This is a genomic window from Pseudomaricurvus sp. HS19, assembly GCF_009857815.1.
In the GTDB taxonomy this organism is placed as follows: Bacteria; Pseudomonadota; Gammaproteobacteria; order Pseudomonadales; family Cellvibrionaceae; genus Pseudomaricurvus.
Genome location: NZ_WVVW01000001.1, coordinates 897994 through 919436, shown reverse-complemented (window position 1 = coordinate 919436; position 21443 = coordinate 897994). Strand labels below are relative to the sequence as shown.

Annotated in this window: 22 protein-coding genes; 18 read left to right on the top strand and 4 right to left on the bottom strand. The window is 57.0% G+C overall.

Annotated elements, in window-relative coordinates; translation table 11 throughout:
- The first annotated feature begins 1 nt into the window (after nt 1).
- From hemB to GSF27_RS04040, 8 genes are read left to right on the top strand one after another with little or no spacing between them, the layout of a single operon-like run.
- On the top strand, nt 2-991 hold the full coding sequence (gene hemB / locus GSF27_RS04075; protein WP_370462557.1) for a porphobilinogen synthase: 990 nt from the start codon (nt 2-4) through the stop codon (nt 989-991).
- Between the two features lie 37 nt (nt 992-1028).
- Complete coding sequence (locus GSF27_RS04070; RefSeq protein ID WP_160965961.1) at nt 1029-1196, top strand: DUF3012 domain-containing protein; 168 nt, start codon at nt 1029-1031, stop codon at nt 1194-1196.
- An 11-nt stretch (nt 1197-1207) separates the two neighbouring features.
- Nucleotides 1208-1411, top strand: coding sequence for a DUF3012 domain-containing protein (locus GSF27_RS04065; protein WP_160965959.1), 204 nt, complete (start codon nt 1208-1210; stop codon nt 1409-1411).
- Between the two features lie 52 nt (nt 1412-1463).
- Nucleotides 1464-2978: a Wadjet anti-phage system protein JetA family protein gene (locus GSF27_RS04060; RefSeq protein WP_160967484.1), complete on the top strand. Its 1515-nt coding sequence runs from the start codon at nt 1464-1466 to the stop codon at nt 2976-2978.
- Nucleotides 2965-3738 carry a DUF4194 domain-containing protein gene (locus GSF27_RS04055; protein ID WP_202410261.1) on the top strand — a complete coding sequence of 258 codons (774 nt, stop codon included), beginning with the start codon at nt 2965-2967 and terminating at the stop codon, nt 3736-3738. Before GSF27_RS04060 ends, GSF27_RS04055 begins: the two co-directional genes overlap by 14 nt.
- Before the next feature lie 2 nt (nt 3739-3740).
- A complete protein-coding gene (locus GSF27_RS04050) occupies nt 3741-7382 on the top strand; it encodes an SbcC/MukB-like Walker B domain-containing protein (protein ID WP_160965957.1) in 3642 nt (1213 codons plus the stop codon).
- A complete protein-coding gene (locus GSF27_RS04045) occupies nt 7379-8533 on the top strand; it encodes a Wadjet anti-phage system protein JetD domain-containing protein (protein ID WP_160965955.1) in 1155 nt (384 codons plus the stop codon). The genes GSF27_RS04050 and GSF27_RS04045 overlap by 4 nt, the downstream gene beginning before the upstream one ends.
- Before the next feature lie 13 nt (nt 8534-8546).
- Nucleotides 8547-9407, top strand: a complete 861-nt coding sequence (locus GSF27_RS04040; RefSeq protein WP_160965953.1) for an ion transporter — start codon at nt 8547-8549, stop codon at nt 9405-9407.
- A 19-nt stretch (nt 9408-9426) separates the two neighbouring features.
- On the opposite strand, the gene GSF27_RS04035 is transcribed toward GSF27_RS04040, so the two are convergent.
- The 3 genes from GSF27_RS04035 to GSF27_RS04025 form a co-directional block, all read right to left on the bottom strand.
- The gene (locus GSF27_RS04035; RefSeq protein WP_160965951.1) at nt 9427-10110 is read right to left on the bottom strand and encodes an NUDIX hydrolase; all 684 of its coding nucleotides are present in this window, start codon (nt 10108-10110) and stop codon (nt 9427-9429) included.
- Between the two features lie 6 nt (nt 10111-10116).
- A complete protein-coding gene (locus GSF27_RS04030; RefSeq protein ID WP_160965949.1) occupies nt 10117-10956 on the bottom strand; it encodes a mechanosensitive ion channel family protein in 840 nt (279 codons plus the stop codon).
- A gap of 88 nt (nt 10957-11044) precedes the next feature.
- On the bottom strand, nt 11045-11512 hold the full coding sequence (locus GSF27_RS04025) for a DUF3806 domain-containing protein (protein ID WP_237457341.1): 468 nt from the start codon (nt 11510-11512) through the stop codon (nt 11045-11047).
- Between the two features lie 201 nt (nt 11513-11713).
- On the opposite strand from GSF27_RS04025, the gene GSF27_RS04020 reads away from it, so the two are divergent.
- From GSF27_RS04020 to GSF27_RS04005, 4 genes are all read left to right on the top strand, one after another.
- The gene (locus tag GSF27_RS04020) at nt 11714-12793 is read left to right on the top strand and encodes a nucleoid-associated protein (RefSeq protein WP_160965945.1); all 1080 of its coding nucleotides are present in this window, start codon (nt 11714-11716) and stop codon (nt 12791-12793) included.
- A gap of 33 nt (nt 12794-12826) precedes the next feature.
- Nucleotides 12827-13168, top strand: coding sequence for a hypothetical protein (locus GSF27_RS04015; RefSeq protein WP_160965943.1), 342 nt, complete (start codon nt 12827-12829; stop codon nt 13166-13168).
- 76 nt (nt 13169-13244) lie between these two features.
- On the top strand, nt 13245-14036 hold the full coding sequence (locus GSF27_RS04010) for an AsmA family protein (RefSeq protein ID WP_160965941.1): 792 nt from the start codon (nt 13245-13247) through the stop codon (nt 14034-14036).
- Between the two features lie 116 nt (nt 14037-14152).
- Nucleotides 14153-14533: a cupin domain-containing protein gene (locus GSF27_RS04005; protein WP_160965939.1), complete on the top strand. Its 381-nt coding sequence runs from the start codon at nt 14153-14155 to the stop codon at nt 14531-14533.
- A gap of 60 nt (nt 14534-14593) precedes the next feature.
- Here the strand turns inward: GSF27_RS04005 and GSF27_RS04000 are convergent, their stop codons facing one another.
- Nucleotides 14594-15451, bottom strand: a complete 858-nt coding sequence (locus GSF27_RS04000) for an SIR2 family protein (RefSeq protein ID WP_160965930.1) — start codon at nt 15449-15451, stop codon at nt 14594-14596.
- Between the two features lie 482 nt (nt 15452-15933).
- Here GSF27_RS04000 and nifH point away from each other — a divergent pair, with 482 nt between their 5' ends.
- From nifH to GSF27_RS03970, 6 genes are all read left to right on the top strand, one after another.
- On the top strand, nt 15934-16812 hold the full coding sequence (gene nifH, locus GSF27_RS03995) for a nitrogenase iron protein (protein WP_160965928.1): 879 nt from the start codon (nt 15934-15936) through the stop codon (nt 16810-16812).
- A gap of 121 nt (nt 16813-16933) precedes the next feature.
- Complete coding sequence (gene nifD, locus GSF27_RS03990; protein ID WP_160965926.1) at nt 16934-18415, top strand: nitrogenase molybdenum-iron protein alpha chain; 1482 nt, start codon at nt 16934-16936, stop codon at nt 18413-18415.
- A gap of 97 nt (nt 18416-18512) precedes the next feature.
- Nucleotides 18513-20093, top strand: a complete 1581-nt coding sequence (gene nifK / locus GSF27_RS03985) for a nitrogenase molybdenum-iron protein subunit beta (protein ID WP_160965924.1) — start codon at nt 18513-18515, stop codon at nt 20091-20093.
- A 115-nt stretch (nt 20094-20208) separates the two neighbouring features.
- Nucleotides 20209-20430 carry a putative nitrogen fixation protein NifT gene (gene nifT, locus GSF27_RS03980; RefSeq protein ID WP_160965922.1) on the top strand — a complete coding sequence of 74 codons (222 nt, stop codon included), beginning with the start codon at nt 20209-20211 and terminating at the stop codon, nt 20428-20430.
- 1 nt (nt 20431) lies between these two features.
- Nucleotides 20432-21145 (top strand): NifB/NifX family molybdenum-iron cluster-binding protein, encoded by a 714-nt coding sequence (locus tag GSF27_RS03975; protein ID WP_160965920.1) that lies wholly within the window; start codon nt 20432-20434, stop codon nt 21143-21145.
- A gap of 2 nt (nt 21146-21147) precedes the next feature.
- The gene (locus tag GSF27_RS03970) at nt 21148-21414 is read left to right on the top strand and encodes a DUF6129 family protein (RefSeq protein ID WP_160967480.1); all 267 of its coding nucleotides are present in this window, start codon (nt 21148-21150) and stop codon (nt 21412-21414) included.
- Nucleotides 21415-21443 lie beyond the last annotated feature (29 nt).

The following is a 21443-nucleotide window of genomic DNA, read 5'->3' as shown; positions in this document are numbered from 1 at the left end:
CGTGACTGTAACCCCTGAATTTCGTTTCCGTCGTCTGCGTCGCACCTCCACCCTGCGCAGCCTTGTGCGTCAGCATCACATCAGTACTGACGACCTGATACTGCCGCTGTTTGTGGAAGAGGATATCAGCGCGCCCGTGGCCATTCCCAGCATGCCCGGGGTGGTGCGCTACCCCGAGAGCCAGCTGGCAGAGGTGGTGCAGCGAGCATGGAGCAAGGGCATCAAGGCAGTACTGTTATTTGGTGTTTCCACCCATAAGGACAATGTTGGCTCCGATACCTGGGATGAAAACGGTCTTATGGCCCGCTGTATCCGCAGTGCCAAACAGGCGCAGCCGGAGATGGTGGTGATCAGTGACAACTGTTTCTGCGAATACACCGATCACGGCCACTGCGGCGTGCTCTGTGAAGGTTCCCACGAGGGACTGGACGTGGACAATGATCCGACCTTGGCCAACCTGCAGAAACAAGCGGTAGTGGCGGCGCAGGCCGGCGTTGATATGATCGCACCGTCCACCATGATTGATGGCATGGTGGCGGCGATACGGGAGGCGCTGGACGAGGCTGGCTACAGCCACATTCCGGTGATGTCTTATTCCACCAAATTTGCGTCGGCGTTTTACGGGCCTTTCCGTGACGCTGTGGACAGCACCTTCAAGGGTACCCGTGCCACTTATCAAATGGATCCGGCCAACAGTCGCGAAGCACTGGCAGAATCCATGCTGGATGAAATTGAGGGTGCCGATATCCTGATGGTGAAGCCGGGCATCGCCTACCTGGATGTGATAGCCGCTATTCGTGCAAACAGTGAGCGGCCATTGGCGGTCTATCACGTCAGTGGTGAGTACGCCATGATCAAGGCCGCCGCCAATGCCGGTGTGATTGATGAGCAGGCGATTGTGATGGAGACCATGATGGCGTTTAAACGCGCCGGGTGTGATCTTATTATTACCTATTACGCCGAGCAGATCGCTGACTGGCTCAATAATTAAAATAAAATAAGGGCTTTTTACCGCTCAGGAGTGAACCATGAAATTTCGTATTCCCCTGGCCATACTGGCCGCTCTCGTTCTTGTTACCGGCTGTTCCCCCAAGGTGGGTAGTGAGGCCTGGTGTGACAAAATGAAAGAGACCCCCAATGGTGACTGGTCCACTAATGACGCCAGTGCCTACACCAAAAACTGCATCTTCCGCTGAGGCAAGCACTCTTGAAGCAGTATCTGATTGTTGCCTCTCTGTTGTTGCTGGGCTTGGTGCTGGTGATGTTGGGGCTGGCGTTCATTGAAGGCAGCAAGCAGGAGCCACCGCTGGTTGGCGAAGCCTGGTGTGAGTTTATGATGAACAAGCCCAATATCGAGTGGACCACAAGCGAAGCGGAGAGCTTTGCCAAAACCTGTCTGGATGTTGAGTAGCAGTGGCTACTCACCATCCGGATTGCCAACAGCGGACTGCATGACAACCGCCATGTTTTTCTCTGACAGCCGCGAGCATTTTTTTCGGCCGCTTACCGGTAAATACCGTGAAGTGGTGGTGGAGTGCCTGCGGCTGCTCTACCAGCGCATGTACACCGATCTCAGCGATTTTGGCCACCTGCGCAGTCGTGAACAGATGGTGGCGATTTTCCAGGAAGCCATCGCTCGTGCGCCCCTGCTTGAAGCCGATGATGGCGTCAGTGGCGAGGAAGAGGGGCGCTTTCGCAACCAGCGGGAGCTGGCGGGATTTATCCTCAATCTTCTGCTGGAGCACGGCTGGCTGGAACGTCAGCTGGACGAGGCCACACTGCACAGTACCTACGCCTTCAGCAAGACCGGTCGGCTCTTTACCCAGCCCTTTATCGAGAGCGACAGTCGTCAGTTCCGCACCCGCAACCGCAACACCCGCAACACCCGCAACAGTCTTCAGGCGTTCCTCGACAAAGGCGAGGTACACGACCTGCTGGATGCCTTTGAGTATTCCGAGCGTATTGTCAGTGACTTCACCGACGTGATCTCCGAGCTGGAGGATCGCAAGCGGCAGCTGGTGCGGGAGGTGGAAGCCAGGCAGTTGGTGGAGCAGGCCACCGACGAATTTTTCGCCTTTATGGAGCAGCGATTCAAGCCGGATCTGGAGGTGCGGCTGTCGGCCGACAGTGTGGAGAAATACCGCGACCAGATCAGTGAGCTGGTCCAGAAGATCCGTCGCAAGCGGCCCTATGGCGGCGCTGGCGAGGACACCGCCAAGGATTGGCGGGCGGTGATGGAGTTGCGCTTGCGACAGATATTGCCGGGCCAGGTGGTGGCGGGGCAGTCCATTCTGGAGAACCTCCTGTGTGGTATCGAAGAGAGGTTGCGCAGCGCCTGTGAAGGCATGCTGCCGGCGTTGCGTCGTTCCCTCAACAGTTTTACCCAGCGTGCCGACATTATCATGCGGCAGTTAAGCTACCTGCACAGCCGTAACGACGATGGGCTGCTGGAAGCCTGCCAGCAACTTGCAGCTCTGGATCCGGAGCTGCAGGACGGGATTCTGGAGACGGTCGGTGCACACCTGGCCGGGGTGACTTTGGGTTACATCGACCCCGGCCAGATCCAGTTGCGGGAGCGCAGCGCCCGCCGGGTGGTACAGAGCCGGGTCATTGAAGAGCAGGGCATCGACCGGGATGCTCGTCGCGAACTTTATATTCAGCAAGCCCTTGATCAGGCGTTTGCCATCCAGAGTGCCGATGTGCGCGGCTATATTCACGAGGCGTTGCGTCATACCGGACAGATCAATACCCGCCATCTGCCGGTCAGCAGCGCCCGCGAGTTGTTGGCGTTGGCCCAGGCTATTCAGGTGGGTTCGGCGGATAACCTGAGCTCGGAGTTCCGTTTGCGGGTGACACCGCTGAGTCAGGACAGGGATGGCCAGTGGTTGCCGCAGTCTGCGGCAGCAGTGGTTGACGACTATTTCCATCGCAGGGATGAATTTGTGATCGAACTGATAGAGGTGAATGGTGAGCAGTAATCTGCTGGAGACCTTGCAACAGCAGCTGCAGGAGAAAAACCTGAGTCAGGGTGACTGGCTGGAGCTGATCCAGCGGCTGCTGGACTACGGTGTCATCTGCCGCGACGAGAGTCGTATTGAGTCCGATCTCTACGACCGTTTTGTTCGCATCGAATCACTGGTGGACGACTACCTGGCGCTGATGGGGGTGCGCCTGCATCACGACAGTCACTTTGAGTATGTACGCCTGATCCCGCCGGGCGCGCGGGTGCCAGGCATTGACGACGAGCAGGACCAGCCCTTTAACGGCGGCTTGCGGGCGCGCCTCTCCAAGCAGGAGGTGGCACTGGTACTGGTGCTGCGTACGGAGTACGACAAGGCACTGCGGGAAGGCAAGGTGGACGAAGGTGGTTGCGTTAACCTCTCCATGGAAGCGCTGGTGCTGGCGTTGAAAAATCTGTTGTCCCGCAGTCTGCCGGAAAACATCAGTGATCGCCGTCAGTTGTTTAAACGGCTGCGACAGCTGCGGTTGATCCGTTACAGCGCCGATGCCGACCTGCCCGACGGCGACAGCTGGATCAAGATTCGCCCCATGGTGGTCAATCTGGTGAGCAATGAGTTGATTGACCAACTGCTGGCTGCTGCCGCCTCCGGACAGCCGCCGGTAGCCGAAGACAGCAGCGAACCAGATAACAATCCGGACAACGCCCCGCAGCAGACCCTCAACCCGGTCAGCGTTGATGCTGACTCCGTGTTTGCTGACACTGCCGACGAGGATTGAGCGTGTACCTGAAAAAATTCATCTATGTGAATTGGGGCAATATCCCCCACGCCGAATTCGATTTCGGGCCGGTCAACCTGCTCTCCGGTGGCAATGGCTCCGGCAAGACCACCGCTGCCGATGCCATTCAGACTGTGATGACCGCAGCGCACGACAACCTGTTTCACTTTAACCCGGGGCAGGACGAGTCTACCCAGCGTGGCCGTGGTGGCAAACAGGTGCGCACACTGGCTTCCTATGTGCTGGGTTGTGATGATGGCGCTTACGCCCGTCCGCAGGCCTGTGACGGCTATCTGGCGGCGGTCTTTGCGCCTACCAATGGAGAAGATGGCGAACCCTTTACCGCGCTGCTGGCCATGCGTGCGTTTGTGGAAACGTCGGGCCAGCAGAAAATTGCCCGCCTGGACGACAGCCTGTTCTTTATCCTGCCCGAGGTGAGCCTGTGCCTGGCGGATCTGGTGAAGAGCGACAAAGGCGGGCGCTATGTGGTGCCCATGGATCGTGTCTACACTCAGCTGCGCAAGCAGTTCGGTAATGCCGCCGTGGAGAAGTACGACAAGAAAAAAGCCTATCTCTGTCGTCTCTATGGTGTCCTGCGGGGTCGCCGCGATGCGGTCTCCGAGCGCGAAGCGATGAATGCCGCCCGTGCCTTCTCCCGCTTTATGGCCTACAAGCCCATTAAGGGCATTGATGAATTTGTCTCGCAGGAGGTGCTGGAGCCCCGCGACCTGGGTGACGCAATCCGAGACGTCTCCGCGATGCTCAAGCGCATTCACGCCATGGAGGGGGACGCCCGCCAACTGCGTGAAGCCACCGAGCGTTTGCAGAGCGCCCGCGACAGTGCCGACCGCTTTGTCACCCAGTGGCTGGAGCAAAACCTGCTGGATTACAGCCTGGCCCGCAGTCGCTACGTACAATGCCAGGGGCGCTACCTGAAAGAGAAGACCCTGCAACAAGCCGTGCGCGAGCAGGTGCAGGCCAACGAGCGCGATACGGAGCTGGGCGAGGCGCGTCGCAAGGATATTCGCCAGCGCCGCTACGAGCTGGACCTGCGCCGCTTGCAGGTGCCGGCCCTGCGGGATAAGGATCAGCTGGAGCAGGGCATCGCCGAGCTCGAGCAGCAGCTGGCCCAGTCTGCGCCAGGACTGTTGCAGCAGGACCAACAGTTACAGCGTAACCGACAGGCGGCGGCACACATCCACAAGCAGCTGCAACAAACGTCGCTGTCGGTCGCGTTACCGGCGTTGGCGGACAAGGCACTGGGCAAGACTCTCTCCGGGGTGGCCAGTGACAGCTCCAGTATCGATTTTCACGCTCTCTTCACCCGCGACTGGATCGATATCTCGCCGCTGGAAAATCACCTTGATGAAGCGCTGGCGCAGCAGCAATTGCACAATCGCCTGGCGGAGCTGTGGCTGGCCAGTGCCGGCAGTGACGGCAGCCTGCGGGACCTGCTGGCGCAGGAGCGGGACAAACGCCGCCAGAGCAGCGAGCGGCTGCAGCGCCGGGTGCGGGACAAGGAGACCGACATTGAGCTGCTGGAGCAGCGCCGCACCGTCTACCCCGGCTTTGTGCGTCATGCGCTGGAGCTGCTGCAGCGGCAGCTGCCGCAGGCCGACGCGCGGGTGCTGTGTGACTATGTGGAAGTGGTGAACGGCGACTGGCAGTCCGCCATTGAAGGCTACATTGGCGGGAATCGCTTCGGCATCATTGTGGAAGAGGATTACGAGGCTGAAGCCATTCGTTTGCTGCGTCGTGAACAGGCTGGCAACCGTGGAGGCCAGGCCAAGGTGATTCAGGGCAGCAAGGCCCGCCGCGACGCCGAGCGCATCCGCCAGCTGCCGGATGACTCCATCGTGCACGTCATGCAGTTTGGCCACGCGGTGGCAGAAGCCTACCTGACGGTCAGCTACGGCCAGGTGCAACGGGTGGCGGATGGCGACACCCTGCGCAATACTCACCGCGGGGTTACCCAGGACGGCATGGGGTCCGGCAACTACGCCATGTTCCGCTGCGACATTGCCGACAGCGAACTGGTGTTTGGCCAGGCGGCGCGGGAAAAGGCGCTGCAGGCCAAGCGCAACGAACTGAGTGAATTGCAGATTGAGTGGCAGCAGAGCGCCGATCACGCCAACGAGTGCCAGCTGTTGCTGCAATCGGTGGATCAGCTCAAGTCGCTCAGCTACGCCGACAAACTGCAGGCCATGCTCGCGGTGCAGCGCAAGCTGCAACAGGCGGAAGAGAGTTTGCGCCAGCTGGACCTGTCGGACTTTACCGAGCTGGAAGCTCAGCTGGAGCAGCTGGCAGCGGAGGAAAAACAGCAGGAAGAGAAGCTGTCGGTGCTGAACAAGGGCCTGATTGACCTCAAGGCTCGTCTAACGGCGCTGGATAAAACCTGTCATCAATTGGGCGAGGAGCAGGATCACAACCTGGAACTGCTGGAGACAGCCGAAGACAACCTGCGCAGCCTCACCGCCATTCGCGCCGACTTCGACGCCGAACAGCAGCTGGCCCTGGCCGAGCAGCAGGTTCAGGCCCACAACAATCCCGACTACTTCGCCAACGCCGCAGAGACCCTGGCCGGCGAGTTGACCGGAGAACTCAATACCCTGCAAAAGCGTTTGCTGGAGCATAACCAGCACTGCCAGGGCAGCGATGCACTGGCGGTGGAACTGGATTTCGCCGACGCCCTGGGGCGCAACAACTTCCGCCATGTGTGCGACCTGCAGCGGCAGCTGGATGCACTCTACAACCGCTTCAAGAACAACATCCTGGCGCGCCGCTACGAAGAGCTCAGCAGCCTGCGGGAGAGTTTTAATAACGCTTTTGTTACCAACCTCTGCCACTCTATCTACCAGGCCATCAACGATGGCGAGCACACGCTGAAATCCCTCAACAAAGAGTTGCAGCATCACCGTTTCGGCGCTGACCGGGAGAGCTTTGAGTTTGGCTGGGAGTGGCTGCCGGAGTTCCGTGAGTACTGGCAGTTCTTCAAGGCAGTGATGGATAACCCCAGCCTCGGCGACGGTGAAACCCTGTTCAGCATGGAGCTGAGCAGCAAGCACCAGCAGGTGCGGGACCGGCTGATGGCCATGCTGCTGGACGAAGACGAGGACAAGGCATTGCGGGAGCTGGCTCGTATCGCCGACTATCGCAACTACCGCCGCTACGAAATCTACAAGAAACCTGAGGGCAAGGCGCCGATTGCCCTCAGCCAGTACGGCACCGGCTCCGGCGGCCAGCTGGAAACCCCGGCCTACATCATCCGCAGTGCCGCCATTACCTCCGCGTTCCGCTTCAACGAAGGCAAGACCCACCTGCGCATGGTGCTGGTGGATGAGGCCTTCTCGAAGATGGATGAACACCGCTCCAAGGAGGTTATCCGCTACCTGACGGAGTCACTGGGGCTGCAGCTGATGTTTATCATGCCCACCAGCAAGTCGGGCCCGTTTATGGACCTGATCAGCAACCAGTTTGTCTTCAGTAAAGTGCCCACAACCGCGCCGGTAGGTGAGCTTCACACCCGGGTGCTGGTGGACCGCCAGCAGTGCAATAAAGAGAAGATCGCCGAGCTGATGGCCAACCATCGCCGGGCCATTCGCCAGCAGGCCTCGCTGGATTTTCTGGATGAGGTGGACGCTTGACGTCGCAGCCCCCCAAGTGGCTACCGGATCAGCCTGACATCGATGGTTTATTACGACGGTTTGTTCGCAAGCTGGATAAGGGCACGGAGATTTCATCGCTGCAGGCAGTATCATTGACTGAAAGCAACGCCCGATGGCTTTACTTGCACCCGGATAGTGACTTCAGCTGGCAATGCCTACGGGAGTTGCATCAGGAGTTCCGGCTGCTGACGCTCTTGCCGAAAGCAAAGGGCGAGCGTCTGGAAGAGCTGCCTCCGGTATCCGGAGTGAAAGTCAAGGTTCGTTCTGATGGCCAGCAGGAAGCAACACTGCGCGATTGGTTACAAATGCCGCGTGTGTCACTGCAGCAGGTGGAATGGGAAGCGGCAGTGCTAAGTCATCGGGAGGTGTTTCCGGGGGCCATTGAAGACCTCCTGCGTCGGCCGCTAAGCCTGGATGGCTGGAGTTCCGATCAAGTGGTGATCGAACTGGGTAAAATTAGTGCGATTTTGAGCGGGCCGATGACCTTGCGTCGTTTGAGTACGCAGCTATTCCAACGAGATTCCAAGTTCCTTGAGCGCAAATTCCCTGTATCCCGTTTACGGCTCCTGTTTCCGGATATTGAGGAGCTTATTCTGCCGCGCCGTCTGAATGTACAAGTGCATCTTCCGACTGATTTTGACCATATTTTGTTTGTCGAGAACTGGGACAGTTTCTGCTGGCTGGCCGAGCAAGCGTTTTCCGATGCTCGCCGGTCGGCGCTGGTCTACAGCCAGGGGTTCAAGTTGACCAGTGATCGAGCCCGTAATCGGGACGCAGTGTGGTTCAGTTATAGCGGCGGTTCCAAAGAGGAGAGCTGTGTCCATTTTGAACGCTACTGGTTCGGAGGGGGTAGTGTTTTCCCCTGTTTTTTCTGGGGAGATCTGGACTACGCGGGCATGCAGATCCTGAAAAGTTTACGCGCCACGTTTCCTGAGACCAGAGCCTGGCAGCCCGGTTACCAGAAGCTTCTGGCGGTGTTGGATGAGGGGCACGAACCGACCATTGCCAATAAGGAAGGGCAACGCGAGATTTTGGCGACGGGTTGTGAGTTTGCTGATACAGTCCTGCTCCCGGCGCTGGCCCGCAGCCAACGCTTTGTGGATCAGGAGTGGTTGATTGAAGATGTATGAGGTTTCGTAATAAATGACCGCTGTTACCGCTAACGCCCGTCTGCAGGAGCAGTTTTTCCGCCTGCGTTCCAATAAAGTGTTTGAGTTGTTTGTTATTACGGTGATTGTACTGTCAGCGTTGCTGATCGGTGTAAAAACCTACCCCTTGCCGGAATGGGTGGTGCAATCCATCACCGTGCTGGACTGGTCGATCACCATTATTTTCCTGTTCGAGATCGTGGTGCGGTTTCTCGGCGAACCCAACAAGGCGCGCTTCTTTCGCAACGGCTGGAATATTTTCGATACATTGATCGTAGTGGTGAGCCTGGTGCCGATCGACAACAGCGATATGGCACTGATTGGCCGGCTGGTGCGCATCTTCCGGGTGCTGCGGATGGTCTCCATTATCCCTGAGCTGCGCATGCTGCTGACTTCGCTGATGAAGGCACTGCCGCAGCTGGGGTATGTGGTGCTGATGATGTTCATCATCTTCTACATCTACGCTGCCATTGGCAGCACCTTTTTCCACAGCATCAACGCGACCCTGTGGGGTGATATTGCCCTGAGCCTGCTGACCCTGTTCCGGGTGATGACGTTTGAGGACTGGACGGACGTCATGTACGAGACCATGGAAGTCTATCCGTTGAGCTGGGCCTATTACCTTACGTTTATCTTCTTCACGGCGTTTGCCTTCCTCAACATGATCATTGGAATTGTGGTCAACGTGATGGAAGAGGAGCACCAGCAGGCTGCCAAAGCCGAAGCTGAAGCGGCGGGGGAGCCGAGCCTGCGGGACTTGCAGGAGGAGATCCGCGCATTGCGACTGGCCATCATGCAGGGGCAACCGCAGCAGGCAGCTTTGCCGGCTTCCGGCAAAGTGGAAGAGCCAGCCTGAGTCCAGGGCGGTCCTGACCTCAGGGCCGTCTGACGTAGTGCCAGATACCGTCTATCATGACGGAACGGTGCTGCGGCCCCTCGCTTTCCGGATCACCGCTCAGGTAGGCGCAGTCTTCTTCGTAGGCGCTGATGGTGCGGTCACCGGCAATCATAATACGGGGTTTGTAGGCGGGGGGCTGACGGTCCTGGCAGAAGGCCCTGGCGGCCGCAATACTGTCCAGCCCTGCCAGCTCCTGCAGGGTGATAATGGCGGGGGGGAGTACCGGTAGTTCGCCCCGTTGCTGCAGCAGCAGGGCCTCTGCGGGTGTCAGCCAGCGGGCTTCGACAATCTCGCCCTGATCCACTTCCACGGACTGATCAGTACTCACATCTCCCAGCAGAAACCAGGTGGAGAAGCGCCGGCTCTTGCCCGCTGGTGTCAGCCAGTAGCTCCACAGCAGGAAATGCTCGCTGTTGACCCTTAGTCCGGCTTCCTCCAGGGTTTCCCGGGCCGCTGCGGCACGGGCCGCAGGCAGGGATTCGCGGGGCTGGCCAGGGGCGTCAGCAGCATCAATACGGCCACCGGGAAACACCCAGCGATCAGCCGCGAACGCCAGCTGTTCACTGCGCCTGAGCAATAACACCTCGAAGCCAGTCGCCGCCGGGCGCAGCAGTATGACCGTGGCGGCGGGGTGTGGGAGCAGGGCGCTGGAGTCCGGCACGGGGGATCAGCTGTCCTGCAGCAGGCGTACTTCACGCTGCGGGAAGGGGATCTGGATATGGTGCTCTTTGAGCGTCCGGTAGATACAGCGGTTGGCTTCAAAGCGTAGGCTCATAAAACGCTCGGTGGGCAGCCACAGACGCACACCAATATTTATGCTGCTGTCGGCAAAGGCATCAATGCCTACCTGGGGTGGCTTCTGTTCGGCATCCACGCCATCCAGCTTGCACAGGGCCTGGTGCAGCAGTTCGATAACCTGTTCCGGATCCTCACTGTAGGCGATACCAACGCTCAGTTCAGCGAGACTGAAACTGGCGGAGTTGTGCAGGATCTCGCCCACAATGTGGCGATTGGGAATGGTGATGCGGGTACCGTCTTCATTGACCAGTACGGTGCAGGCCAGGCGGACTTCATCCACCAGCCCGGTCTGCCCCTGGATAAAGATGGTGTCACCCACCACAAACGGCCGGGTCATGATGATATTGAGGCCGGCACCGTAGTTGGAGAGCAGGCCCTGTACCGCCAGACCGGCGCCAAGGGAGAGGGCGCCTACGGCAGCGACGAACGGGGTTACGCTGATGCCGATCTTGCCCAGGGAAATGATCGCCACCATCACCACAATCAGGATGCGCACCACGGCGGCAATAAAGCGGCTGAGGGTAATGTCGAGGTTTTTGCGTTCACACAGGTGCAACACCATGGTGCTCACCTTGCGGGCCACCAGCACGCCGACGAGGAGGATCAGCATGGCGCCCAGTAACTGGAAGCTGTAGTTAACGAAGAACTCCATCAACAGGGTGTAGAGGGTCTGCAACTGTTCCAGCTCCTGATTGAGATGGGCTTCCATATTCCGGGTCTCCGTGTCCTTCAATATTAATTGCCTCAGACTAGCCCTAGAGGTTGATGACAGCAAGCGTGTTGCCTGCTCCCCGGCCTCAATTCACCTGATAGGGAAGTTTGGGCTGGAAAGGTTTGATCATCTCCTGCACCTCGCCGTAAATGCGCTGCACATCCGGCATCAGGCCTACTTCCATGCGCCGCGACAGCATGGTGACGGGGAACACGCACTCCTGGGTGCCGGGTATACAGGCGGCGCGAGTGCTGCCAATCCTGTCGGTGTATTTTTTCCACTCCAGGCCGAAATCTTTCACCATCACGTTGCCCAGTACCACACCCAGGGCCTGCAGGCGCAGGGAGTCATCCTTGGGGATCAGGCCACGGTAGATGATACGTTGCAGCAGCTCCAGGTCGCTCTTGTCACCCCGCACCGGGGTTCCGAACTCGCTGCGACCGAGCTCGTCGACCCGTGCCACCTGCTTTTCCAGATAGCTGTTGTCGAGCCAGTTGAACTCTTCAATCGTGACCTTCTCTTCAGCGCTGGCCGGCGCAGCCAGAAGGCTCAAAATGATTAAAAAACAGCCAGTCAGGCGCATGTCAGTTCTCTCTTGCAGTGAGCGGGGCAGTATATCCGTCCGTCCCGGAAAGATGAACGGTCATGGGGCACAGGGATGCGGACAAGGGCATGGGTTTTGGCTCCCGGGCGGGTATACTTGCCCGCTTGAGTGCGAAATAGTTCAGAAATCTTTTTACCCGAGGAGTTCCTTTTGGCCATAACACACTGCATAGCCCACGCCATTCGCCGTGACGGACCTGACGCCGCGGTCAGCCTGCAGCAGGCGCCCGCTGTGCTGACGCTCAATGGCCCGCTGGAAGAACTGGTACGGGAGCTCAAGCACGCCTATCTTGGTAAGGCGGGCAAGCAGTATGGGCGCTTCAGCAATGATCTGAGCGTCGCCGTGGTGGGCCAGTGGCTGCGGGAGTGCTGTGAGGAGAAGATGGCTTTTGAGACCTTCTCCGGTAAGGCCGCCGAGCACCTGCGCAGCCTGTTGGGTGAAACCGAAGTGGTGATCGATGGCTACCTGCTGATTGCGCTGGAAAAGCTCGCTGACAGCGATGCCGCCTACCTGTTTTTTATCCAGCCCAACGAGGGTGTGTGGCTGGATGGTGAGCTGCAGTTACAAAAAACCTTCTATCTGGATGTTCGTGGTGTCACCGCAGCGGCCAAGGTAGAGCTGAGCGATTGGCTCTCCGGCAACGACAACAGCTACCTCAGCGTACTGCGGGCAAGGGGTGACAAGGAGTTTACCGACTGTTTCTGGCAGTGGATCGGCTTTTCTGACGCCCGCGATGTGGCAGCGGAAACAAAAGTGTTTTTGGACGTAGTGGCCGACTACAGCGAACAGCTGGAAGCGGAAGAAGCTCACGTTTACCGCAATCGGGTGATTGACTACTGCCTGGAACAGGATAAAAAGGGCGAGCCGGTGGTCATAAGGGATCTGTCCGGCCATCTCAACCAGGAGGAGCCTGAGCGCTTCTCCCGTTATGTGGCGGAAAGGGCAGAGCGGGCTGAGCGGTTTGCCGGCAGTGATGATGGCGAAGGACAGAAGGTGAAGCTGCCGGCGGAGGCTCTGCACCCGGATCGCAAGCAGTTGAGGCATTTCGTGCGCATCAGCGGCCGCAATGATCAACTGAGTATGAGCTTCGCCGCAGAGTGCTTGGGGGAAACGATTGTGTACAATCGCGAGTCCGACAGTCTTACGATCCAGAACCTGCCAGCGCCATTAAAACTGCGGCTGGTGCAGTACCTGCAAAAGCAGAAAGGTGGCGCTGACAGCGGTGAATAGTCATCGCCGGGTTAATGACCAGGAGGGTTTGTCATGAAACGATTTGCCGTATTACTGATTGTGCTGCTGGGCGGCAGCCTGGGTGCCAACTATCTGATGTGGGAACACCTGCAGACACTGACGACACAACAGGGTGCCGATAGCGTCAAACTGGCGGAACTGGAGCAGCAGGTGAACCTGATGAACGCGGAATTGCTGCGTATCAACGAGAAGTTGGCAAGCGTGGACGAGCAGAGCCTGGAGGGCATGGCCCGACGCGCCAATGACGCGTTGCTGGACGGCTGGGAAGCACTGATGCAGACGCTGGACCGGGAACTGCAGAAGGCCCGCGAGGGGCTTGAAGAGGCGTCACCCGGGGACCCGGCAGGACCCTGATGCCGGGGTAGACGACCTCAAAGCGTCACAACCAATTATTAAAGTAGAGCGGAATCGAAAACCGCAGGGAGAAACTATGAAAGCGATCAAAATTGCCGTCGGTGCACTGGTGGCCATCATTGCCGTGGTGGCTGTTGTGGTAGTGCTGGCACTGCAAAACCTCGACAAGATTATCAAGGCGGTGGTGGAGGATGTGGGGCCCAAAGTGGTGGGCACTGATGTGCAGCTGCAGGGCGTAGTGGTACAACTGAAGGAAGGGCTGGTACAACTGGATGGGCTGACCATTCACAACCCCCAGGGCTTCAGTGACAACAGCATCTTCAGCCTCGGCACCATCGGTGTACAGCTGGATACCAGTGCCCTCGGCGGCGATGTCATTGTGATCAAGGAAGTGGTGATTGATCAGATGGAGTTGCTGTCCGAATTCAAAACCGTCAAGGACAACAACCTGCAGGCGCTGCTCAATAACGTCAAGCAGAACACTGCCAGCAGTGAGAGCAAACCGGCGGAGCAAAAGCCTGCTGAGCCTGCTGCCGAAGGCAGCGATGTGAAACTGGCGATCGAACATTTCCGCTTTGCCGAGAGCAAACTCACTATCCAGTCAGACCAGTACGGTGAAGAGGTTGTGAAAATGCCAACCATCGACATGAAGAATCTCGGTACCAAAGAGAATGGCCTGACACCTGAACAACTGGGTCAGGTAGTGATTGAACGCCTCACCAACGAGGCCAAGCGTGCGGCACAGAAACGTATCGAAGCCATCGCCAAGGAGAAGGCCAAGGCCAAGCTGGATGAAAAGCTGAACGAGAACCTCGACGATGAGGAGAAGGAGCAGCTCAATCAGCTCAAAGGCCTGTTCGGCAAGTAAGCCGCTCAGCGCGGGATTTCAGTTTCCCGCATGCCAATACCTGCAGGGTGGGGCGGTTGTCCCACCCTTTTCTGTTGCCGGCGCTGTTTCCAGCGCGGCTTTACACCGGAGTCTGTATGAGCCCTGACACACCAACACCCTTGCCCCGCATCTTTCCCGCGACCGCCCAGGTTGCGGTGGAGGAGTACTATGTCGCCACAGAGAAGTTGATCGACGGCAATCCCAAACAGTCATTGTGGCTGGAGTATGAAGATCCTACCGGGCAGTTCTGCATTGGGGTGTGGGGCAGTGAAGTGGGTGCCTGGCGTATTTGCTACACGGAAGAGGAGTACTGCCGGATTATCGAAGGTTACAGCCTGATAATCAGCGATTCCGGTGAGGAGTTTGCGGTAAAGGCGGGAGATGAGTTTGTCATCCCGGCGGGATTCAGCGGTGTCTGGCGTGTGGTGGAGCCCACCCGCAAACGTTTTGTTATCTATGAACAAGCGGCTGGCTGACAGCGTCACAGGTACTATGGGTAAAGTCCGGAGCCGCGGGCGCGGCTCCATCGATTAGCCTCAGGCAGAGGCCAGCTCCGCCTGGGCATGACCCAGCAGCACATCCCAATCCGCGTCTATCACTTCCAGTCCTTTCTTGGCGCAGAAGCGCTTCTCCTTCTCGGTGGGATCCGGTATCAGGGCCCAGCCCGCAGGCTCACCGGCACCATAGATCAGGTCACCCAGTACCATGCGTTCGGTGTCGCGCTGCATACGCATACCGATAAACAGGTATTTCTTGCCCATACGGTACTCCTTGATAAAGGAGGGCACCGCAAAGCCACCCATCAGCTCAGTGATGTAATCCACGTAGTCAGCGTCGGAGGCAATGTAGTTGGCTTCCGGTAATGGCGTTCCCATGGGTTTGAAGAGTACGGGCAGCGCCGGATTCACTTCCGCCAGTGACACCTCTTTGTAAGCACCGTCGGTAAACTCATAGAGTTTGAAACGGTAATCGGTGCCGGCAATACGGGCGAGACCTACCGCCAGTGTATGGGGGCGATCCTTGTAAAGATCCTGCAGCTGGGTGTCGCGGTTGATGTCGATAATGTAGGGCGCGTTGGCCAGCGCCAGCCAGCTGTGCAGTTGGGAAACTGTCCACTGCTTTTCACCATAGGTGGTGGTGAGGAAGCGCTCAATAAATTTACGCCCCTTCTTGTTTTCCAGGTTCATGGCCGCGCGGGGAAACTCATACATCAGCTTGGGAGCCATGGGTGTGCCATTGTTCATGGCGAGGATCAGGCTCTCGCTGTCAGCGGGAATGGGTGTGCCATCGGCTTTGTTGGTTACGCCGCGCAGGGCGCCAGCGCCAAGGTAAGGAACCACACTGCCGTCGGCCAGGCCTTCGGTGATGGTCGTAAGTGTCGCTGCATCAATCATTGTGGTGTCTCCGGTTTTGGTGGCTATCCCTGTACAGATCGCAAAAAGCACACCACCGCTAACTGATTGATTTCCCAATAATTCCCCTTGCGACAAAGCCGACAAAAGTGAGTGTCTTCTCTATATGGCAGCGCTTTTGACGGATTTGCGACAAAAAAGCGGCAGCTTCCCTGGTTTCGATAACCAAACTAAAAACCCGACGCTTTGTCGGGTTTTTGCGCCGGTTCCGTGTGGGCTATACGACATTTACTCCCGACTTGTCGTGTCCGTTGGTTGTTGTTGTTGTCCGACAAATTCAAAAAAAGCTATTAAAAACAGCTGGTTAGTTTGTCGTATTGGCAGTGGCACAAGTTTCGCACCTGTAGATCGTGAACAGGCAGCACACGCTACTGCAGCGACGCTGCCTGCTGTGACAAGCAATTTTAGGCCGATAGCCATCAGTCGGTGGCGAACGCCACCTGTTGAATCAGAGGAGAAATACTATGGCAATGCGTCAATGTGCAATTTACGGCAAGGGTGGTATTGGTAAATCTACCACTACTCAAAACCTGGTAGCCGCACTGGCCGAAGCCGGCAAGAAAGTCATGATCGTTGGTTGTGACCCTAAAGCAGACTCTACCCGTCTGATCCTGCACTCAAAAGCTCAGAACACCATTATGGAAATGGCTGCTGAAGCTGGCACCGTTGAAGATCTCGAGCTGGAAGATGTACTGAAGACTGGCTACGGCGATGTTCGTTGTGTTGAGTCCGGCGGTCCAGAGCCAGGTGTTGGCTGTGCGGGTCGCGGTGTAATCACTGCGATTAACTTCCTGGAGGAAGAAGGTGCCTACGAAGACGATCTCGACTTCGTATTCTACGACGTACTGGGTGACGTTGTGTGTGGTGGCTTCGCCATGCCTATCCGCGAAAACAAGGCTCAGGAAATCTACATCGTTTGCTCCGGTGAGATGATGGCTATGTACGCTGCCAACAACATCTCCAAGGGTATCGTGAAGTACGCCAACTCCGGCGGCGTGCGTCTGGCTGGCCTGATCTGTAACTCTCGTAACACTGACCGTGAAGACGAGCTGATTATGGCTCTGGCTGAGAAGCTGGGCACTCAGATGATCCACTTCGTACCACGTGACAACGTTGTACAGCGCGCTGAAATCCGTCGTATGACTGTTATCGAATACGATCCTTCTGCCAAGCAAGCCGACGAGTACCGTCAGCTGGCTCTGAAGATTGTTGATAACAAGAAGCTGGTTATCCCAACTCCTATCACCATGGATGAGCTGGAAGACCTGCTGATGGAATTCGGCATCATGGACGAAGAAGATCTGAGCGTTGTAGGTAAGACCGCTGCAGAACTCGAAGGCTGAGTGTAAACACAGCCGAACATCGGGATAGGGCAGATTGGCCCTATCGGATGCAGCCCGGCAGGTACATCAGTACCTGCCAGCTGTACCGAGACCCGTAACCGTTTACAAGAGGAGGCTCACCATGGCCACTATGTCACGAGATGAAGTTGAATCCTTGATTCAGGAAGTGCTCGAAGTCTATCCGGAGAAAGCCAAGGCTAACCGTGCCAAGCACCTTTCTCCCAACGATCCAGAGCTGGAGCAGTCCAAGAAATGTATCACCTCTAACAAAAAGTCCCTGCCAGGCCTGATGACCATTCGTGGTTGTGCCTACGCAGGTTCCAAGGGTGTGGTATGGGGTCCCATCAAAGATATGATCCATATCTCTCATGGCCCTGTTGGTTGTGGACAGTACAGCCGTGCTGGTCGTCGTAACTACTACATCGGTACCACTGGTGTAAACGCGTTCGTGACCATGAACTTCACGTCTGACTTCCAGGAAAAAGACATTGTATTTGGCGGCGACAAAAAGCTGGCCAAACTGATCGACGAGATTGAAACCCTGTTCCCTCTGAACAAGGGCATTTCCATCCAGTCAGAGTGTCCAATTGGTCTGATTGGTGATGACATCGAAGCGGTTGCCAAAGCCAAAACCAAAGAGCACGGCAAAACTGTTGTACCTGTGCGCTGCGAAGGTTTCCGCGGTGTGTCCCAGTCCCTGGGTCACCACATTGCCAACGACGCCGTTCGCGACTGGGTGCTGAGCGCCCGCGACGAGGACGACACCTTTGAAACCACTCCTTACGACGTGGCTATCATCGGTGACTACAACATCGGTGGTGACGCCTGGTCTTCCCGTATCCTGCTGGAAGAGATGGGCCTGCGCTGTGTAGCTCAATGGTCTGGTGACGGTACCATCTCCGAGATGGAGCTGACTCCAAAGGTTAAGCTGAACCTGGTTCACTGCTACCGCTCCATGAACTACATCTCCCGTCACATGGAAGAGAAGTATCAGATTCCATGGATGGAGTACAACTTCTTTGGCCCAACCAAGACCATCGAGTCCCTGCGTAAGATCGCTGCACACTTCGATGAGACTATCCAGGCCAAGTGCGAAGAAGTTATCGCCAAGTACAAGCCAGAGTGGGATGAGGTTATCGCCAAGTTCCGTCCTCGTCTGGAAGGCAAGAAAGTCATGCTCTACATCGGTGGTCTGCGTCCACGTCACGTGATCGGCGCTTACGAAGATCTGGGCATGGAAGTAATCGGTACCGGTTACGAGTTCGGCCACAACGACGACTACGATCGCACCCTGAAAGAGATGGGCGATGCGACTCTGCTGTACGATGATGTCACCGGCTATGAGTTCGAAGAGTTTGTTAAAGCGCTCAAGCCTGACCTGATCGGTTCCGGTATTAAAGAGAAGTACATTTTCCAGAAAATGGGTATTCCCTTCCGTCAGATGCACTCCTGGGATTACTCCGGTCCTTACCACGGCTTCGATGGTTTCGCCATCTTCGCCCGCGATATGGACATGACCCTGAACAACCCTTGCTGGAACAAGCTGCAGGCCCCCTGGAAGCAAACTGCTGAAAGTGCCGACGCTGTTGCTGCGAGCGCCTGAGTTCAGAGCTAACTGGTATTAAAGGCGGGTTCCGGCCCGCCATTCTTAACCGCAACCCGCCGGACCACAGATTAGTGGCGCGGGAGGAGGAACTATCATGAGTCAGTCAGTTGACAACATTAAGCCCAGCTATCCGTTGTTCCGTGATCAGGACTACAAGGATATGCTTAGTAACAAGCGTGACAACTTCGAAGAGAAGCATCCTCAGGAAAAGATCGACGAAGTGTTCATGTGGACCACCACCCAGGAGTACCAGGACCTCAACTTCGAGCGTGAAGCCCTGACCGTTAACCCAGCCAAGGCCTGTCAGCCACTGGGCGCCGTACTCTGCTCCCTGGGCTTCAAAAACACCATGCCTTACGTTCACGGCAGTCAGGGTTGTGTGGCGTACTTCCGTACCTACTTCAACCGTCACTTCAAGGAGCCAATCTCCTGTGTGTCTGACTCCATGACCGAGGACGCCGCTGTATTCGGTGGTCAGAAGAACATGATGGACGGCCTGGAAAACTGTAAGGCGACTTACAAGCCGGACATGATTGCTGTATCGACTACCTGTATGGCTGAAGTTATTGGTGACGACCTCAACGCGTTCATCAACAACTCCAAGAAAGAAGGTCACGTACCTGACGACTACCCCGTACCTTTTGCACATACCCCAAGCTTTGTGGGCAGCCACACTACCGGTTGGGACAACATGTTCGAAGGTATCATCCGTTACTTCACTCTTAACTTCATGGAAGACAAAGAGGTTGGCAGCAACGGTAAGGTAAACATCGTTCCCGGTTTCGAGACCTACCTGGGTAACTACCGCGTCATCAAGCGCATGCTGGCTGAAATGGATGTGGATTACACCATGCTGGCCGATCCTGAAGAAGTTCTGGATACCCCGGCTGACGGTCACTTCCGCATGTACGCCGGCGGTACCACCATGGATGAAGTGAAGGATGCGCCAAACGCGCTGAACACCATCTTCCTGCAGCCATGGCAGTCCACCAAGAGCCTCAAGTTCGTCAAGAACACCTGGAACCACGAAGCTCCTGGCGAGAAAGACTTCAATATCCCAATGGGTCTGGAGTGGACTGATAACTTCCTGATGAGCATTGCCAAGATCACCGGTCAGGAGATCCCTGAGTCGCTGGCGAAAGAGCGCGGCCGTCTGGTTGATATGATGACCGACTCCCACGCCTGGCTGCACGGCAAGCGTTACGCATTGTGGGGCGACCCTGACTTCGTTATGGGTATGACCAAGTTCCTGCTGGAGCTGGGTTGTGAGCCTATCCACATTCTTGCCAACAACGCCAACAAGCGTTGGCAGAAAGCCATGAATGCCATCCTGGCCGAGAGCCCATACGGTGCCAACAGCACTGTGCACATCGGTAAGGATCTGTGGCACATGCGCTCTCTGGTGTTTACCGACAAGCCTGATTACATGATCGGTAACTCCTACGGCAAGTTTATCCAGCGTGACACGCTGTACAAGGGTGAAGAGTTCGAAGTGCCGCTGATCCGTATCGGCTTCCCAATCTTTGACCGTCACCACCTGCACCGCGCTACTACTCTCGGTTACGAGGGTGCCATGCAGATGCTCACCACTCTGGTGAACACCGAGCTTGAGCACCTGGATAACAAGACCCGTGGCATGCAGACCACTGACTATAACTACGACCTCGTACGTTAATAGTCCTGTCAACCTGCTCCATCACCCCATAAGGGTGGTGGCTGCGGGTTGCAGTCGTTTCTGTATTTGCACGGGTGCGCAACTGCACCAATCCGTAACCCAGGAGTAAGTGACAATGCCCAGCGTGATGATACGCAAAGACCAGGCCGGCAAGATGACCCTCTACGTGCCCAAAAAGGACCTGGAGGAGACCGTCGTCGCAATCGAGCACGACAGTGAAGACAAATGGGGTGGTGAGTTCACCCTGGCTGATGGCTCCGCCTATTACATCGAGCCTCTGTCAGAACCACCACGGCTGCCCATCACCCTGCGGGCCAAGCGGGCCGGGGAGGGGTGACATGAGTGCAGCTCCAATTAGCGAAGATGTCGCCTTGCGGGTGGGTCTCGCTGCCCGCGAGTTGCCCGATACCAACGCCGGTTTGCTCCTCAAGATCCTGCTGCAGGCTCTGGGAGCGCCGCTGACACTGGCGAAACTGTCCAAGCTGCGTAAGGCACGGTTGCTGGCCGCTGCCAATGGACAGCTGGAAAATGCCACCGACGAGCAGCTCAAGAAAGCCGTCAACTACCTCAAGGGACGGGGCTTTGAACTGGCTGCCGAACCCCTGCCGGAAATCCTCGACTACGAGGATGGCGATATGCCTGCCTCCATTCGTATCGCCTGCAGCTCCAATCGTGGTGACCAGATTGATGGTCATTTCGGCTCCTGTACCCGTTTCCTAGTTTACCAGGTTTCAGCGGAAGAGGTGCGTCTGATTGATATCCGCAGTGTACCGGCCATTGACCCTGAAGCGGACAAGAACAAGGCGCGTGCAGACCTGATTGCGGACTGTCATGTGCTGTGCACCTCCTCCATCGGTGGGCCGGCGGTGGCTAAAGTTGTTCGCGCCGGGTTGCACCCCATGAAGTTGCCACAGGCCAGACCAGCGCCAGAGATGATGGCCGATTTGCAACGGGTATTGGGTGGTACGCCACCACCGTGGCTGGCGAAGGCCATGGGCCTGGTGCCATCCCTGAGTGAAGAAGCGGAAGACGAGCTGGAAGAAGAGGTGTGAGTATGCTCAACGAGGCCCGGATTGACGAAATTGTTTCGCTGGTGAGTCAGCGGGGACTGGATGAAAGCTGTGTCGCCATGCTGCGTCAGACGTACGACGACACTCACTTCACCTACTGCATGGATGACGACATGAATGCTTCAAGGCCGTTTAAAAGCTGCGAAGGCTTTAATGTCTACCTGGTCAGCTCTGCTGACCACTGCTCGACACTGACCCCCGATCCGGAATTGGCTTCCGGACTGGTACTGGCGGAAGTGATTGAGGAGTAATCCAAGGGGCTTTTGGCTATGGGACTCTT

Coding starts and splice junctions, on each gene's coding strand:
- GSF27_RS04030 (WP_160965949.1), bottom strand. CDS start 10,956: ATGGAAGCCCATCTCAATCAGGAGCTGGAACAGTTGCAGACCCTCTAC.
- GSF27_RS04040 (WP_160965953.1), top strand. CDS start 8,547: ATGACCGCTGTTACCGCTAACGCCCGTCTGCAGGAGCAGTTTTTCCGC.
- nifD (WP_160965926.1), top strand. CDS start 16,934: ATGGCCACTATGTCACGAGATGAAGTTGAATCCTTGATTCAGGAAGTG.
- nifK (WP_160965924.1), top strand. CDS start 18,513: ATGAGTCAGTCAGTTGACAACATTAAGCCCAGCTATCCGTTGTTCCGT.
- GSF27_RS04070 (WP_160965961.1), top strand. CDS start 1,029: ATGAAATTTCGTATTCCCCTGGCCATACTGGCCGCTCTCGTTCTTGTT.
- GSF27_RS04010 (WP_160965941.1), top strand. CDS start 13,245: ATGAAAGCGATCAAAATTGCCGTCGGTGCACTGGTGGCCATCATTGCC.
- GSF27_RS03970 (WP_160967480.1), top strand. CDS start 21,148: ATGCTCAACGAGGCCCGGATTGACGAAATTGTTTCGCTGGTGAGTCAG.
- GSF27_RS04015 (WP_160965943.1), top strand. CDS start 12,827: ATGAAACGATTTGCCGTATTACTGATTGTGCTGCTGGGCGGCAGCCTG.
- nifH (WP_160965928.1), top strand. CDS start 15,934: ATGGCAATGCGTCAATGTGCAATTTACGGCAAGGGTGGTATTGGTAAA.
- GSF27_RS04000 (WP_160965930.1), bottom strand. CDS start 15,451: ATGATTGATGCAGCGACACTTACGACCATCACCGAAGGCCTGGCCGAC.
- nifT (WP_160965922.1), top strand. CDS start 20,209: ATGCCCAGCGTGATGATACGCAAAGACCAGGCCGGCAAGATGACCCTC.
- GSF27_RS04060 (WP_160967484.1), top strand. CDS start 1,464: ATGTTTTTCTCTGACAGCCGCGAGCATTTTTTTCGGCCGCTTACCGGT.
- GSF27_RS04005 (WP_160965939.1), top strand. CDS start 14,153: ATGAGCCCTGACACACCAACACCCTTGCCCCGCATCTTTCCCGCGACC.
- GSF27_RS03975 (WP_160965920.1), top strand. CDS start 20,432: ATGAGTGCAGCTCCAATTAGCGAAGATGTCGCCTTGCGGGTGGGTCTC.
- GSF27_RS04055 (WP_202410261.1), top strand. CDS start 2,965: ATGGTGAGCAGTAATCTGCTGGAGACCTTGCAACAGCAGCTGCAGGAG.